The sequence below is a fragment of the Mesorhizobium sp. M2A.F.Ca.ET.042.01.1.1 genome (genome assembly GCF_003997405.1).
Classification (GTDB): Bacteria; Pseudomonadota; Alphaproteobacteria; order Rhizobiales; family Rhizobiaceae; genus Mesorhizobium.
Genome location: NZ_RZRX01000161.1, coordinates 1 through 14,748, shown reverse-complemented (window position 1 = coordinate 14,748; position 14,748 = coordinate 1). Strand labels below are relative to the sequence as shown.

Below are 14,748 nucleotides of genomic sequence, written 5' to 3'. Positions count from 1 at the left end.
ACCACGCGCTCACGTAGATCCGTCGACAATGCCATTCATGCTGGCCTCCTTCCCAGCAGGAACGGTGAATCAGAAAATCGCTGATTTGGGAATCCTCAACGACTCCAAACATTTTCATCCCGCTCTAGGCATCCTGGCGGCCTTCTGCGGCTTCGTCACCTGGCGCTATCTGCCGAAGGCGTTTTGAACGCCGCGTGGCGCTCGCGTACCCAATCGTGAAAGCGGTGCAGCTCGTATTCTTCCGGCATCAGCACGCCGGCTTCGTGGCGCATCGAGCGCAGGCCTTTCTGGTTGACCTCGCAGATCGCGGCGTCTTCCTCCAGCACCTGCGTGCCGAAGGCGACGATGTTGTCGATATCGGTCTTTCCCAACGCATCCGGCGCGAACAGCCATTCCGCGGTGAGCTCGGTCTGCTCTGGGCCGAGCGGGGCGAGCCGCACGGTGCGCATGTAGTCGACATGGCCGACGATGAACATCGAGGGCAATGAGGTCGCGTAGATCTGGCCCGCGGCGCGTTCGGCTGGGGTCAGGCTCGGGAAGACCGGGCCATGGACGTGACCGTCGCGCGACCAGGTTTCGGCGCCGGCGCGCAGGCGGCCGGAAAACTCCGGATCGTCATTGTCGGCGTGGCGCGCCCATTCGGGATCGTCATGCCTTGCCATCAGGCCGCGGCCGTAGATCGGTACCAGCCGCGACAGATCCTTGTGCACGCCCGGGCAGTGTAGGCACTCGTTGAAGTTCTCCCAGAAGATCTTCCAGTTGCAGTTCATCACCTTGGTGAGCCGGTGGCCGGTGACGAGCGTCTCCAGCGGCCAGTTGGAAAGATCGCCGGAGGCGCGATCGAACGAGCTTTCCGCCGAGCCTTCGGGCTCCTTGGCGAGGTTGATGAAGACGAAGCCGCGCCAGAGCGAGAGCGCCAAGCGATAGAGCGGATAGTCGGCCTTGTCGAAGCCCTCGGGCAGCGATTTCGACGGCACGCGCACGAGATCGCCGCGCAGCGAATAGGACCATGCGTGGTAGGGGCAGGTGAGCAGCCTGGCCTTCAGCCGCCCGGCGCTTTCCTGGCAAAGCTGCGAGCCGCGATGCCGGCAGGTGTTGTGGAAGGCGCGCAAGGCACCGGTCTCGTCGCGCAGCACGACGATTTCCTGCGAGCCGATGCGGACCGTACGGAAGGCAAGCGGCTCGGCGAGATCGGCCTCGCGGCAGACCATCAGCCAGCTTCGGTACCAGATGGCCTCCAGATCGCGCCGGTAGGCGTCGGCATCCCAATAGGCCGCCGACGGCAAGGTCGGCTGGAGGCTGGTCAGGCCGTTGTAAGGATCGCGTTCGCTCGGATTGGGCTGCATCGGCTTCTCCTGATGACGACAGCCGACACCCGGGCAAAGCTGTTGTCAATTGCCGGCCCTCGCGGATTGTAGCGCCGGCGCGGGGACCTTAAGGTCACGCGCATGCTGCCAAGAACCATGTCGCTTACCGAGGAACTGGTCGCCCGCTGCTTTCGCGTTGTCGAGGACAGCGGGCCCGATCCTGACGCCGCGCATCTGGATGACGCGGACTATGACGCTATGGTGCGCATGCTGGAGGCTCAGCTTCCCGCCGAGGAACCGCTTTGGCTGTTTGGCTACGGCTCCCTGATCTGGAAACCCGAGATCGAGCATGTCGAGGAGCGGGTCGCTCTGCTGCGCGGCTGGCACAGGTCCTTCTGCATGAAGATGACGCGTTGGCGCGGCACCAAGGAAAGCCCGGGCCTGATGATGGCGCTGGACCGTGGCGGACAATGCAAGGGCGTCGCCTTTCGGCTCGGCGATGGCGACCGGCGCGGGCAGCTCGACAGGCTGCTGCGGCGCGAGGTGACGCTGAAGCCGACCAGCTATCATCCGCGCCTGATCAATATGATGAGCGATGCCGGTCCGTTGCGGGCGCTGGCCTTCGTTATCAATCGGCAGGGTACTACCTATGCCGGCCCGCTCACCGAGGAGGATGTTGTCGAGAGGCTCGCGACGTCCTGCGGCCACTGGGGCTCGGGCGCCGACTATCTCTACAACACCGTGAAGAATCTCGAGCTGCGCGGCATCCACGACGCTCATTTGTGGCGGCTGCAGCAGCTGGTCGCGGCGCGGATCGCCGCTTCTTAGCGCCGAAACGCTTGCCGCAATCGCGCCGGGACACGGCGGAAATTGGTTTGCCGGTGGTTGTGCTTCTGCCTAAAGTCGCGCCCCGTCAGCCGTTGGCTGCCGCAAGATTTCATCTAGGGACGAAGACAGGGAATGACCGGCGCGACAGCCGCGAGCGGCAACAAAACTTCCGATCGCAAACTAACCTTCGTCTTGGGCGGCGCGCGCTCGGGCAAGAGCTCGCATGCCGAGAGCCTCACGATCGCCCATCCGTCGCCCTGGTCCTACATCGCCACGGCGCAGGCCTATGACGACGAGATGCGTGAGCGCATCGCGCTGCATCGGTCGCGGCGGGGCGAGGGCTGGCTCACCGTCGATGCGCCGCTCGACCTGGTCGGCGCGATCGAGGCCTTGCCGGATCACCAGCCGGTGCTGATCGATTGCCTGACGCTGTGGCTCACCAACCAGATGCTGGCCGACCATGATGTCGAGGCCGAATGCCGGCAGTTGGCGGATGTGCTGTCGCGGCCGCGCGGACCGTGGTTCGTGGTTTCCAACGAGGTCGGATTGGGCATCGTGCCCGACAACGCTTTGGCGCGCCGTTTCCGCGATGCTGCCGGACGGCTCAACCAGCAGGTCGCGGCGGTGGCCGACAATGTGCTGATGATGGTGGCGGGGCTGCCGCTCAAGGTGAAATGACATGGTCGAAGACAAGGTGATTAACGAGGGGGAGGCCGAGCGCCATCGCGCCAAGATGGCCAAGCGCAAGGCGGTGCAGGACGCCGAGGTGGCCGGCAAGACGATCGAGAAAGGGCTGCTGATCGTCAACACCGGGCCGGGCAAGGGCAAGACCACGGCCGCCTTCGGCCTGGCGTTGAGGATGCTTGGCTATGGCAAGCGCGTCGGCGTCGTCCAGTTCATCAAGGGCAAATGGCACACCGGCGAGAAGGACGCCTTCGCAGCCTTCGGCGACCGCGTCGTCTGGCACGCGATGGGCGAGGGGTTTACCTGGGAGACGCAGGACCTGAAGCGCGATATCGCCGCCGCCGAAGCCGCCTGGGCCAAGGCGCTGGAGCTGATGGCCGATCCGTCGATCAGCCTGGTGGTGCTCGACGAGCTCAACATCGCGCTGCGCTACGATTATCTCGACCTGGAAAAAGTGGTCGCGGCGCTGAAGGCACGCCGGAGCGATCTGCATGTCATCGTCACTGGCCGCAACGCCAAGCCGCTGCTCGTCGAGGCGGCCGATCTCGTCACCGAAATGGGGCTGACCAAGCACCATTTCTCCGCCGGGGTGAAAGCACAGCAGGGGATCGAGTTCTAAGGTGTGCTGGCGCCTTGGCCGCTGATCGAAATGCTCAGGTAGATCACGATCGCCGAGACGACCGCGAACAGGCCGAGCAGCAGCCAGTCCGCCATGCGATAGAGCTTCAACGCCTGGCGGATGTCGGTGCTTTCGGCCTCGCGACGGCCGCCTTCGCCCATGCAGGCGTCCTCGACGACCTCGCCGCCATAGCTGCGCGGTCCGGCGAGCGAAAGCCCCAGCGCGCCGGCCATCGCGGCCTCCGGCCAGCCGGCATTGGGCGAGCGGTGTTTCCTGGCATCGCGCCGCATGACCTGCCAGGCGGCGCGCGGATCGGCGCCTGGGACTAGAAAGGCCGCCAGCACGATGAGCAGGCCGGTCAGCCGCGATGCAGGCAGGTTGATCAGATCGTCGAAGCGGGCGGCCGCACGGCCGAAGGCTTCGTGTTTCGGCGTGCGGTGGCCGATCATCGAATCAGCGGTGTTGGCGGCCTTGTAGGCAGCGCCGCCAGCGAGACCACCGACGCCGGTCCAGAAGGCGGGCGCGACGATGCCGTCGGAGAAATTCTCGGCCAGGCTTTCGATCGCCGCGCGGGCGACGCCTGCCTTGTCCAACTTTTCAGGATCGCGGCCCACAATGCGCGAAACGGCGATGCGGCCAAGCGTCAGGCCGCCGGTCTCCAGCGCATCCGCGACCTCCTCGACATGCTCGGCGAGGCTTTTCTGCGACAGCAGCGCGGAACCGAGGACGGCTGCAATGACCAGACCCGTCGGGAAGATCAGCCAGAGCAGGACATGCAGCGCAAGGCCGATAAGGCCAGGCACCAGCAAGATAATGAGCAACGCCCGCACACCCTGGCGGCGACGGATTTCGTCGGAATCCGTGGCGCGGTTGAGCCGGCGATCGAGAAAGGATATCAGCCTGCCGATCCAGGTGACCGGATGGCCGATGGCATTGAACAGCCAGTCCGGATAGCCGAGGGCGCGTTCGACGGCGAGTGACAGGAAAGCGATCAGGACAGACATGAAGCTTCTAAGCGGCGCGATCGCGGCGGTTGATCATGGCGGCAGCCTTGGCCGGGCAAGCGCGCTTTTTCCTCATGCGCCACAACCTTTCGTGGACCTCTCGACAGGTATCAACCCGCACTCCTATCCGCTTTTCGAATTGCCCGCCACCGCCCTGACCCGATTGCCGGAGGCAGGACAACTGCGCGAATTGGCCGAAATTGCGGCTGCGGCCTATGGCGCGCCATCGGCGGCGCATGTTGCGGCGGCGCCTGGCACGCAGATTCTGCTGCCGCGCGTGGCTTCGCTGCGGCGGCCCGGCAGGGCGCTGGTGCTCGGCCCGACCTATGCCGAACACGCCCGCGCCGCAGCTATTGCCGGCCATGCGGTCGCGGAAGTCAGCGACTTCGACGCACTGGCCGACGCGGATCTTGCGGTGCTGGTCAATCCCAACAATCCGGACGGACGGGTGATCGACAAGTGGCGCCTGCTTGAGCTCGCGGCGCGGCTTCACGCCAGGGGCGGGCTGCTCGTCGTCGACGAGGCCTTCATGGATGTCGGCCCGAGTGAACACAGCCTGGCGGGGGATGTCGGCGAGGGCGGCATTGTCGTGCTGCGCTCGTTCGGCAAGTTTTTTGGCCTCGCCGGTGTTCGGCTCGGCTTCGCGCTGACGGATCCGTTGACGGCCGAGCGGCTGGATGCGCAGCTCGGGCCCTGGGCCGTGGCAGGGCCTGCGCTCGAATATGGCATCCGCGCCTTGTCGGATGCGGCGTGGCAGGCCGATATGCGGCAACGCCTGGCGCAGGATGCCGGTCGCCTCGACGTCCTGCTTGGTCGATTCGATGTTCCGATCGCCGGCGGTACCAGCCTGTTCCGCTATTTGTCGTTTGCCGAGGCGCAGAGCCTGTTCTCGGCACTCGGCGAGCAGGGCGTGCTGGTCCGCCATTTCGCCGAGCGTCCCGGGGTCCTGCGCATCGGCCTGCCGGGCAGCGAGCCAGAATGGCAGCGCCTTGAAAGCGCGCTTGCCGCCTGGGCCGCACGGCGTAAGGATGCGCCGAAGGAGATCGGGCAATGATCCATGTCTGTTCGCTGTCGAAGGTCGACGAGACCGTGGCAAGGACCGGCGCGCAGCGGTTGTTGTCGCTGCTCGCCGCCGGCACCGAAGTGGTCCGCCCGGCTTCGATCCTGGCGGAAAACCATCTGCATCTCGTCATGCACGATATCGCCGTGGCGCAGGAAGGCATGACCATGCCCGGCGAGGAGCATGTCCGCGCCTTGCTCGACTTCGCCTATCGCTGGGATCGGGCAAAGCCGCTGGTCGTGCATTGCTATGCCGGCGTCAGCCGCTCGACCGCCTCGGCCTATATCATCGCCGCGGCGCTGGCGCCGAAGCGCGACGAGATGGAGCTCGCCCGGACGCTGCGTTTTCTCTCGCCGACAGCCACGCCCAATCCGCGGCTGATCGCGGTCGCCGACATGCTGCTTCAGCGGGACGGCAGGATGATCGCGGCGATCGAAGCCATCGGCCGCGGTGCCGATGCTTTCGAAGGGATACCTTTCGAGCTCGCTATCGAAGGATAGAAGAGCGCCCCGCTACGACAGCCAGTCGGTAAGCTTTGCCTTACGCACGTCCCTGACCAGGCTGATAAAACCGTCGGCCTGATGCTCGGCGGTGAGCCGACCCTTCTCGGCGGTGGCGATCGAGGCGTCGCCGACCACGCCGTTGGGGTTGAGGTCGCTGGCGATCCAGGCGAAGGCGTGCGTTCCGGTGTGGCGCAGCAGGGCGAATTCCTGTTCGGCGCGGGCGACATTGGAGACGAAATTGTCGGCCTTGCTCATGTCGACGAGGTCGGGCCGGAAATGCAGCATCAGCGAGGTCTCGACATCGCCGCCATGGATGCCGTGACGGTCTTCAAGCTCGGTATACATGCCGGCCGGGCGGCCGAAGCGCTGCCAGCTCGTCTTCACCGACAGCATCTTGGCGCGCACACGCAATTCGCGCGAGATGATGCCCATGATCTCTTCATTGCCGCCATGCGAATTGACGATGATCAGCTTTCTGACCCCGGCGCGCGCGATCGACAGGCCAAGCTCGGTCCAGGCATCCACCAGCGTGGTCGCCGTCAGGGTGAGGGTGCCGGGCGCATGCAGATGCTCGTTCGACTTGCCGACCGCCTGCACCGGCAGGATGCGGATGTCGAGATCGTCGGGCAGGCGCGCGATCACCGTCTCCAGCATGCCCACCATGATCGAGGTATCGGTCGAGACCGGAAGGTGAGGGCCGTGCTGCTCGATCGCCGCCACCGGCAGCACGGCGATGGTCTCCTCCGCATCGATCGAGGCGTATTCGGTCGTCCGGTAATCGCCCCACCACACACGTCTTTTGGCCACTTTGGTCTCCGATTGCTCTGCCGTCCGCACCGGTCGGTGTAATGCGCTTATTGGCTGCGGGCAACGCTAGCCTGCCGCCAAAACCTCCACCTCGACCTTGAATTCCGGGCGGGCGAAGCCGGAGACGATCATCAGCGTAGAGGCCGGCGCCGGATCGGAAAAGAGCCGGTTGCGGACATCCATATAGGGCTGGAGATGGGCACGATCGGTGACGAAGGCGTTGATGCGCACAATGTCGTTCAAGGTCAGCCCGGCTTCGCTCAAGATTGCAGCGATGTTCTTGAAGCAGAGCTCGGCCTGCGCGCCGGCGTCCTCGGGAACATGGTCGTCAGCCCCGATGCCCAGCTGACCGGAGCATAGCACCAGCCGTTTTCCGGCAGGTATTTCAACGCCGTGGCTGTAGCGGGCGAAGGGCGGCTTGATGGTCTTGGGGGCGAGGTATTTCAGCATGGCATTCTCCTGTGCGCCCGCAGACTAAGGCTCGATTCATGAAACCTTCAAGATGCGGTGCATGCCTCCCGGGCGATTATGGACAGGCGTCCAAAAAATAGGCACGATGCCTCGCGTACGGCATGACCCGTCCGGTCTCGGCAATGACTGTCGCGCAAGCAGGCGGCCCAGGCGGTGGCATGTGTCTTGCTTCTTGAATCCATGGTGTCGACCCCAGCGCGCTGCGCGCCCGGGCCAAGAGAGGGTGAGTTTATGATCGGAAATGGGAAGATCCTGGCGGGCTCGATCGCCTTGCTGGTGGCGGGCACGCTGGCTGCTGCCGCGAACGAGAAGGTGACGTTCGGCACCAACTGGCTGGCCGAGCCGGAGCATGGCGGCTACTACCAGGCCGTTGCCGACGGCACCTACGCCGCCTGCGGCCTCGACGTCACCATCATGCAGGGCGGCCCGCAGGTCAGCGGCCGGCCAATGCTGCTTGCCGGCAAGATCGATTTCTACATGGGTGGCAATCTGCTGTCGGCCTTCGACGCCGTGCAGCAGGGCATTCCGATGCGCGTCGTCGCCGCCGATTTCCAGAAGGACCCGCAGGTCATCATGTCCCAGCCGGGGCAGGGGCTGGACAAATGGGAGGACCTGAAGAACGCCGACCAGTACATCCTCGGCGACGAGGGCGCGCAGACCTTCTTCCAGTGGATGGTGACCGAGCTCGGCTTCGATGCGGCGAAGCGCGTGCCCTATACCTTCAATCCGGCGCCGTTCATCGCCAACAAGAAGTCGATCCAGCAGGGCTATGTCACGTCCGAGCCCTTCGCGGTGCAGAAGGCGGGGGGCTTCGTGCCGAACCAGTTCCTGCTCGCCGATTATGGCTGGGATACCTATGCGACGACCATCGAGGTGATGCAGGACACGATCGACAAGCGGCCGGAGGTCGTGCAGTGCTTCGTCGATGGCTCGGCCAAGGGCTGGTACAACTACCTCTACGGCGACAACAAGGCCGCCAACGACATGATCAAGAAGGACAATCCGGACATGACGGATGAGCAGATCGCCTTCTCGATCGAGCAGCTGAAGAAGTTCGGCGTCGTCGATTCGGGCGATTCGGAAAAACTCGGCATCGGCGCCATGACCGACGCGCGCATCCAGAGTTTCTACGACAAGATGGTCAAGGCCAAGGTCGCGCAGCCGGGTATCGACATCAAGAAGGCCTACACGCTGGCTTTCATCAACAAGGGCGTTGGGCTGGAGCTGAAGAAGTAGGGCGGCCTGCCTGAGATGATCCAGGAGAAAGTGGCTGAGACGCCGGCGGCATCGGGCGAGGCCCCGATGCTGCTTTCGTTGCGCAATGTCGGCAAGGTCTTTTCCAACGGCGTGACCGCGCTGAGCAAGGTGGATCTCGCGATCCGCGAGGGCGATTTCCTCAGCCTGCTCGGCCCGTCCGGCTGCGGCAAGTCGACGGCGCTCAGGCTGATCGCCGGCCTGTCGACGCCGACCTCCGGCCAGCTCGACTGGCGCGGCCCGATCGACCGCTCGAACATCGGCTTCGTCTTCCAGGAGCCGACGCTGCTGCCTTGGGCGAGCGTCTTCGACAATGTCTGGCTGCCGCTGCGGCTCAAGGGCGTGTCGCGCGCCAAGGCTGCGCCGGCGGTGATGGAGATGTTGGCGCGGGTCCATCTCACCGGCTTCGAAAATGCCGTACCGCGCGAGCTTTCCGGCGGCATGAAGATGCGGGTGTCGATCGCGCGGGCCATGGTGACCAAGCCACGCATCCTCCTGATGGACGAGCCTTTCGCCGCGCTCGACGAGATCACCCGCTTCAAGCTCAACAACGACCTTCTAGAGCTGTGGCAGGACGAGCGCTTCACCGTCGTCTTCGTCACCCACAGCGTCTTCGAAAGCGTGTTCCTGTCCAGCCGCGTCGTCGTCATGGCCGCGCGGCCGGGCCGCGTTTTCGGCGAGCTCCCCATCAGCGCGCCCTATCCGCGCGACGAGGTGTTCCGGACCTCACCCGACTATGCCGCGCTTTGCCGGCAGGCTTCTGACGTGCTGGTCGACGCCATCAACTCAACCGCCGGACCGCACCATGACGGCCATTGACGACATTGCATTGAAGCTCGACCCCGAGGAGGCGCGCCGCGCCCGCCAGGAGCGTCTTGAGCGCATCGGCAAATGGGTGCTGCCACTGGCGATCATGGTGCTGGCGATCTGGCTGTGGGATCGCATCTGCGTCTGGAACGAGATCCCGCAATACATCCTGCCGCGGCCAGGCGTGGTGCTGCAGACGCTGCATAGCGATGCCGGCCTGTTGTTCTCCTCGCTGCTGGTGACGCTCAGGATCACCTTCCTCAGCCTTTTGCTCGCCGTCATCGGCGGCGTCGGGCTGGCGGTGCTGTTCGCACAGTCGAAATGGGTGGAGATGTCGTTCTTCCCCTTCGCCATCGTGCTGCAGGTGACGCCGATCGTCGCCATCTTCCCGCTGATCAACATCTATGTGAACAACCAGACGGTCAAACTGCTGCTCTGCGCCTGGATCGTCGCCTTCTTCCCGATCCTGTCGAACACCACGCTCGGGCTGAACTCGGTCGACCGGAACCTGCGCGACCTGTTCAAGCTCAATGGCGCGACGCGCTGGCAGCAACTGCGCTATCTGCGCCTGCCGGCGGCGATGCCCTATTTCCTCGGCGGGCTGAAGATTGCCGGCGGCCTGTCGCTGATCGGCGCCGTGGTCGCCGAATTCGTCGCCGGCGCGCAGGGGCAGTCGTCGGGGCTCGCCTCGCGCATCATCGAGGCCGGCTACCGGCTCAACGCGCCGCGCCTTTTCGCGGCGCTGATCCTGATCTCGCTTACCGGCATCCTGATCTTCCTGGTGCTGTCGCTGGTGTCGCATCTGATCCTGCGCCGCTGGCACGAGAGCGCGCTCAAGCAGGAGCATTAGGGTGGTTGGCGTGATTGAAAACGGCGTGAGGCTGGTTGGACCGGAGGCACACCGAACAGGCGTGCGGAGACATCGCGAACAGTTTTGCGCCGCTGCATTCTTCTGCGACCGTAACGGAATGGATCCTCGGGTCTACGCGTCCGCTTCGCTCCCGCTCCGCCCGTGGATGACCAAGGACGGGGAGGCACATGCAAATCGCCAATGCCGGAGATTGGTAGAGGCCCCGGTATCTCCGGCGCTTACGATTGGTGGCGGCATCCTTTCCATTCGTCATCCTAGGGCGGAGCGGGAGCGAAGCGGACGCGCAGACCCTAGGATCCATGCCGTTCCCTTTGAGCTTAGCGGCGGTGCAAAAACTGTTCGCGATGTCTCTAGGACAGCTGGGAGCAGACCTTGATACCTACCTCTGGTTCTTATCGCTTGGCTAACGTTCGGCTTCACCGTTCGCTGACGCCCGGGCTTACAGCGCCGTTCGACGCGGACGGTTTCGCGCTGGCCGAACTGGCTGTCGCGGATGGCAGGATCACAAGTATTGTCGCCCAAGCCAGGTCGAAGGCAGAAGCCAACGCGATCGACCTCGCCGGCCGGATCGTGCTGCCGTGCTTCGTCGATTGCCACACTCATATCGACAAGGGCCATATCTGGCCGCGAAAGCCCAATCCCGACGGCACCTTCATGGGCGCGCTCAACGCTACAGGCGCCGACCGGACCGCGCGCTGGAGTGCGGAGGACGTCGCGCGGCGTATGGATTTCTCGCTGCGCTCGGCCTATGCGCATGGCACCAAGGCGGTGCGCACGCATCTCGACAGCGTGCCGCCGCAGGAGGAGATCTCCTGGCCTGTCTTCGAGGCGATGCGGGAAAAATGGCGCGGGCGGATCGACCTGCAGGCCGCCTGCCTGCTCGGCATCGAAGGCGTGCGCGACAAGGCCTGGTTCGAGCGGCTGGCCAAACGCGTCGCCGCGGCCAAGGGCGTGCTCGGCGTCGTCACCTATACGGTGCCCGATCTCGAGGAACTGCTCGATCAGGTTTTCGCTGAAGCCATCAAGCACGGGCTCGACCTCGATTTCCATGCCGACGAGACCGACGATGTCGCGGCGATTTCGCTGAAGAAGATCGCCGAGGCGTCGCTTTGGAACGGTTTTGAGGGCAACATCCTGGTCGGCCATTGCTGCTCGCTGGCGCGCCAGCCGGACCTCGAGGTTCTCGACACGCTGGACAAGGTGGCAAAGGCGCGGCTCGCCGTGGTGTCGCTGCCGATGTGCAACCTCTATCTGCAGGACCGCCGCAACAACCAAACGACACCGCGCTGGCGCGGCGTGACGCTGCTGCACGAGATGAAGGCGCGCGGCATCAAGGTGGCGGTCGCGTCCGACAACACGCGCGATCCGTTCTACGCCTATGGCGATCTCGACATGCTGGAGGTCTACCGGATGGCGACGCGCATCCTGCATTTCGACCATCCGGTGGGCGACTGGCCGAAGTCGGTGGCGGCGACGCCGGCCGAGGTCATGCGTGTTGACGGCGCCGGCACGCTTGCCGTCGGCGGCAGCGCCGATTTCATCGTCTTCAAGGGACGGAGCTGGACCGAATTGCTGTCGCGGCCCGAATCGGATCGCATCGTGGTGCGCGACGGCAAGGCGATCGAACGCCAGCTGCCCGACTATGCCGAACTCGACGAATTGATGGTGTGATGATGGATATCGCAGCGCTGAAGCGCGATCTCGACGGAATCAAGATCGACGACCATCCGGCGATCGTCCAGCAGAAGAGCCGCGACTTCTACTGGTACAGCCCGGTGCTGAAGGCGCAGCTCGATCATGTCAAAGGCGATCTCATCGTCACGCCGAAGAGCGAGGACGAGGTGATCCGCGTGCTCGCGGCCTGTCACCGGCACGGTGTCCCGGTGACGCCGCGCGGCAGCGGCACCGGCAATTACGGGCAGGCGATGCCGCTGTCGGGCGGCGTGGTGCTCAATCTCGCCGAGATGAACGCGATCAAGGCGATCGCGCCGGGACGCGTGGTGACCGGGCCTGGCGCGGTTCTGGCTGAGATCGACAAGGCGACGCGGGCGCATTCCAGCCAGGAACTGCGCATGTCGCCCTCGACCTACAACACCGCTTCGATCGGCGGTTTCGTCGCCGGTGGTTCGGGCGGCGTCGGCTCGATCCGCTGGGGCGGGTTGCGTGACCTCGGCAACGTTATCCGGCTGAGGACGGTGACCATGGAAGCCGAGCCGCGCGTCATGGACCTCACCGGCGGGGATGTACTGAAGGTCATGCACGCCTATGGCACCAACGGCATCATCACCGAGGTCGAAATGCCGCTGACGGCCTCCTATGACTGGATCGATGTCATTGTCGGCTTCGACGATTTCATGGAGGCGGCCGGCTTCGGCAACGATCTCGCCGTGCAGGACGGCATCTTGGCCAAGCTGATCACGCCGATCGCCGCGCCCATTCCTTACGACTATTTCAAGCGGCATCAGAAATTCTTCCGGCGCGAGCAGAGCATCGTGGTGTGCATGATCGCGCCGCACGCGATGGACGCTTTTGTCGCCTTTGTGCGCAGCACCAGGGGCGAGATCGTCTTCCGCGCCGACCAGGAGGCCGATCTCAAAGGATTGCCGCCGGCCTATGAATTGACCTGGAACCACACGACGCTGCGCGCCATCCGGGTCGATCCGACGATCACCTATCTGCAGGCGCGCTATCCGTCGCCGGATCATCTCGCCCATGTCAAGGCGATGGTCGAGCGCTTCGGCGACGAGGTGCCGGCGCATCTCGAATTCATCCGCTTCGACGGCGCGATCGGTGCCGCCGGCCTGCCGCTGGTGCGCTACACAACAGAAGAGCGGCTCGACGAGATCATCCGCATTCATGAGAACAATGGCTGCTGGATCTTCAACCCGCATCGCTACACGCTGGAAGAGGGCGGCATGAAGCGTACGGATGATGTACAGCTTGCCTTCAAGCGCGAGACCGATCCGCAAGGCCTGCTCAATCCCGGCAAGATGATCGCCTGGGAAAACCCCGCCTACGACTATCGCTCGGGCAAGCCCTTCCTGTTCAAGGGCCTGCAAGAGGCGGGCTGATGAACATCCTCGTGCTTTACGCCCATCCGGTGGAGACGAGCTTCAATGCCGGCCTGCACCGGACGATCGTCGAGCGGCTGACCGCGGCGGGCCACATGATTGATGATTGCGATCTCTATGCCGAGGACTTCGATCCGCGGCTGACGCGTGCCGAGCGCCTCGGCTATCACGATCCGCGTGGCCCAGCCGATGCCGTCGCCGGCTACATCGAAAGGTTGCAAAATGCTGAGGCGCTGGTGCTGTCCTTCCCGGTCTGGAATTACGGTTATCCGGCTATTTTGAAAGGTTTCTTCGATCGCGTCTTCCTGCCAGGCGTGTCGTTCAAGCTGATCGACGGCAAGGTACGGCCGACGCTGCACAACATCCGCAAGCTCGCCGCCGTGACCACCTATGGCGGCAGCCGCTTTCGCGCCATGCTGATGGGCGACCCGCCGCGCAAGATCGTCAAGCGCATGCTGCGGGCCACGATTCTGCCCGGCGCTCCAGTCTCCTACCTCGCGCATTATTCGATGAACCTTTCGACCGACGAGGCGCGCAACGCGTTCATGGCAAAGGTCGCGGCCAGCATGGATCAATTCTGATGCGCGTGCTGGTGGTCTATTGCCATCCGGTGCCCGAAAGCTACTGCGCGGCGATCCGCGACACCGCCGTCGAGGTGCTGACGCGAAGAGGCTGGGACGTGCGGCTGCTCGACCTCTATGCCGAGAATTTCAATCCGGTGATGAGCTGCGAGGAGCGGCGCTGCTACAATGACCGGGCGCCGGAAGATCCGGCGCTCAAGCCGCACTTCGATCTTCTTACGTGGGCAGAAGCGATCCTCTTCATCTATCCGACCTGGTGGTATGGCCTGCCGGCGATGCTGAAGGGCTGGTTCGACCGTGTCTGGGCGACGGACATCGCCTTCAAGCTGCCGGCCGGCAAGGGGCGGATCACGTCGCTGATGCGGCATGTCACCAAAGTCGGCGTCATCACCACCTGCGGCGCGCCGACCTGGTGGAGCGTCGTCGTCGGCCAGCCGGGCCGCAAGACGATCCTGCGCGGCATGCGGGCGTTGTGCGCCACGCGCTGCAAGACGTTCTTCCTGGCGCATTATCTGATGGATTCGTCGACGCCGAAGAGCAGGACGGCGTTTTTGGGGAAGGTGAGGGCGAGGTTGGAGAGGTTTTGAAGCGCGGGGCTTTCCTTCTCCCCTTGTGGGAGAAGGTGGCCGCGAAGCGGCCGGATGAGGGGTGCTCCAGGGAAAGCCAGCGTCTCACTTCGCTGGAACACCCCTCATCCGTCTCGGCGCTGCGCGCCGATCCACCTTCTCCCACAAGGAGGGTTTTGCCTGGGAGGCGATATTTAGCGCACGAGGCAGATGGGCGTTTTTTGAAAGGCGCTCTGGCCGCTTTGGCGGGTTGTTTTGCCTCGCTCTTGAGGCCTCAGGCCGCCTTGGCAGTGGATTTTGGGCGGACTGCGCCTC

The 14,748-nt window shown here is 64.4% G+C and carries 17 protein-coding genes; 13 read left to right on the top strand and 4 right to left on the bottom strand.

Features of this window, described 5'->3' with window-relative positions; translation table 11 throughout:
• On the top strand, positions 1 to 187 hold a 187-nt coding region (locus EOA23_RS35755), incomplete at its 5' end, for a hypothetical protein (protein ID WP_210212501.1).
• Here the strand turns inward: EOA23_RS35755 and EOA23_RS22420 are convergent.
• Complete coding sequence (locus tag EOA23_RS22420; RefSeq protein ID WP_127305752.1) at positions 156 to 1,346, bottom strand: aromatic ring-hydroxylating dioxygenase subunit alpha; 1,191 nt, start codon at positions 1,344 to 1,346, stop codon at positions 156 to 158. The genes EOA23_RS35755 and EOA23_RS22420 overlap by 32 nt on opposite strands.
• Before the next feature lie 102 nt (positions 1,347 to 1,448).
• Between EOA23_RS22420 and EOA23_RS22415 the strand changes: the two genes are divergently transcribed.
• The 3 genes from EOA23_RS22415 to cobO all read left to right on the top strand — a co-directional run bounded on the left by EOA23_RS22415 (position 1,449) and on the right by cobO (position 3,438).
• The gene (locus tag EOA23_RS22415; RefSeq protein ID WP_127305751.1) at positions 1,449 to 2,135 is read left to right on the top strand and encodes a gamma-glutamylcyclotransferase; all 687 of its coding nucleotides are present in this window, start codon (positions 1,449 to 1,451) and stop codon (positions 2,133 to 2,135) included.
• A 132-nt stretch (positions 2,136 to 2,267) separates the two neighbouring features.
• A complete protein-coding gene (gene cobU, locus EOA23_RS22410; protein ID WP_127305750.1) occupies positions 2,268 to 2,813 on the top strand; it encodes a bifunctional adenosylcobinamide kinase/adenosylcobinamide-phosphate guanylyltransferase in 546 nt (181 codons plus the stop codon).
• 1 nt (position 2,814) lies between these two features.
• Entirely contained in the window at positions 2,815 to 3,438 is a 624-nt protein-coding gene (gene cobO, locus EOA23_RS22405; RefSeq protein ID WP_127305749.1) for a cob(I)yrinic acid a,c-diamide adenosyltransferase, read from the top strand.
• Here cobO and cbiB read toward each other — a convergent pair.
• Entirely contained in the window at positions 3,435 to 4,442 is a 1,008-nt protein-coding gene (cbiB, locus tag EOA23_RS22400; protein ID WP_127305748.1) for an adenosylcobinamide-phosphate synthase CbiB, read from the bottom strand. The genes cobO and cbiB overlap by 4 nt on opposite strands.
• Between cbiB and cobD the strand changes: the two genes are divergently transcribed.
• Together cobD and EOA23_RS22390 are read left to right on the top strand one after the other, a co-directional pair.
• Positions 4,441 to 5,496: a threonine-phosphate decarboxylase CobD gene (gene cobD / locus EOA23_RS22395; RefSeq protein WP_127305747.1), complete on the top strand. Its 1,056-nt coding sequence runs from the start codon at positions 4,441 to 4,443 to the stop codon at positions 5,494 to 5,496. The two genes, cbiB and cobD, sit on opposite strands and share 2 nt — an antisense overlap.
• Positions 5,493 to 6,002 (top strand): tyrosine phosphatase family protein, encoded by a 510-nt coding sequence (locus tag EOA23_RS22390; protein ID WP_127305746.1) that lies wholly within the window; start codon positions 5,493 to 5,495, stop codon positions 6,000 to 6,002. The genes cobD and EOA23_RS22390 overlap by 4 nt, the downstream gene beginning before the upstream one ends.
• A 12-nt stretch (positions 6,003 to 6,014) precedes the next feature.
• On the opposite strand, the gene EOA23_RS22385 is transcribed toward EOA23_RS22390, so the two are convergent.
• Both EOA23_RS22385 and EOA23_RS22380 read right to left on the bottom strand, forming a co-directional pair.
• Complete coding sequence (locus EOA23_RS22385; protein WP_127305745.1) at positions 6,015 to 6,812, bottom strand: creatininase family protein; 798 nt, start codon at positions 6,810 to 6,812, stop codon at positions 6,015 to 6,017.
• 66 nt (positions 6,813 to 6,878) lie between these two features.
• Positions 6,879 to 7,262, bottom strand: coding sequence for a RidA family protein (locus EOA23_RS22380; RefSeq protein ID WP_127305744.1), 384 nt, complete (start codon positions 7,260 to 7,262; stop codon positions 6,879 to 6,881).
• 252 nt (positions 7,263 to 7,514) lie between these two features.
• Here EOA23_RS22380 and EOA23_RS22375 point away from each other — a divergent pair, with 252 nt between their 5' ends.
• The 7 genes from EOA23_RS22375 (at position 7,515) to EOA23_RS22345 (ending at position 14,454) form a co-directional block, all read left to right on the top strand.
• Entirely contained in the window at positions 7,515 to 8,519 is a 1,005-nt protein-coding gene (locus EOA23_RS22375) for an ABC transporter substrate-binding protein (protein ID WP_127305743.1), read from the top strand.
• Between the two features lie 15 nt (positions 8,520 to 8,534).
• A complete protein-coding gene (locus tag EOA23_RS22370; RefSeq protein WP_127305742.1) occupies positions 8,535 to 9,356 on the top strand; it encodes an ABC transporter ATP-binding protein in 822 nt (273 codons plus the stop codon).
• Complete coding sequence (locus EOA23_RS22365; RefSeq protein WP_126060244.1) at positions 9,343 to 10,194, top strand: ABC transporter permease; 852 nt, start codon at positions 9,343 to 9,345, stop codon at positions 10,192 to 10,194. The genes EOA23_RS22370 and EOA23_RS22365 overlap by 14 nt, the downstream gene beginning before the upstream one ends.
• A 393-nt stretch (positions 10,195 to 10,587) precedes the next feature.
• Entirely contained in the window at positions 10,588 to 11,886 is a 1,299-nt protein-coding gene (locus EOA23_RS22360; protein ID WP_127305741.1) for a cytosine deaminase, read from the top strand.
• A 2-nt stretch (positions 11,887 to 11,888) separates the two neighbouring features.
• Positions 11,889 to 13,286 carry an FAD-binding oxidoreductase gene (locus tag EOA23_RS22355; protein WP_127305753.1) on the top strand — a complete coding sequence of 466 codons (1,398 nt, stop codon included), beginning with the start codon at positions 11,889 to 11,891 and terminating at the stop codon, positions 13,284 to 13,286.
• Positions 13,286 to 13,867 (top strand): NAD(P)H-dependent oxidoreductase, encoded by a 582-nt coding sequence (locus EOA23_RS22350; protein ID WP_189341670.1) that lies wholly within the window; start codon positions 13,286 to 13,288, stop codon positions 13,865 to 13,867. The genes EOA23_RS22355 and EOA23_RS22350 overlap by 1 nt, the downstream gene beginning before the upstream one ends.
• Complete coding sequence (locus EOA23_RS22345; protein WP_127305739.1) at positions 13,867 to 14,454, top strand: NAD(P)H-dependent oxidoreductase; 588 nt, start codon at positions 13,867 to 13,869, stop codon at positions 14,452 to 14,454. The genes EOA23_RS22350 and EOA23_RS22345 overlap by 1 nt, the downstream gene beginning before the upstream one ends.
• The last annotated feature ends 294 nt before the right edge of the window (positions 14,455 to 14,748 follow it).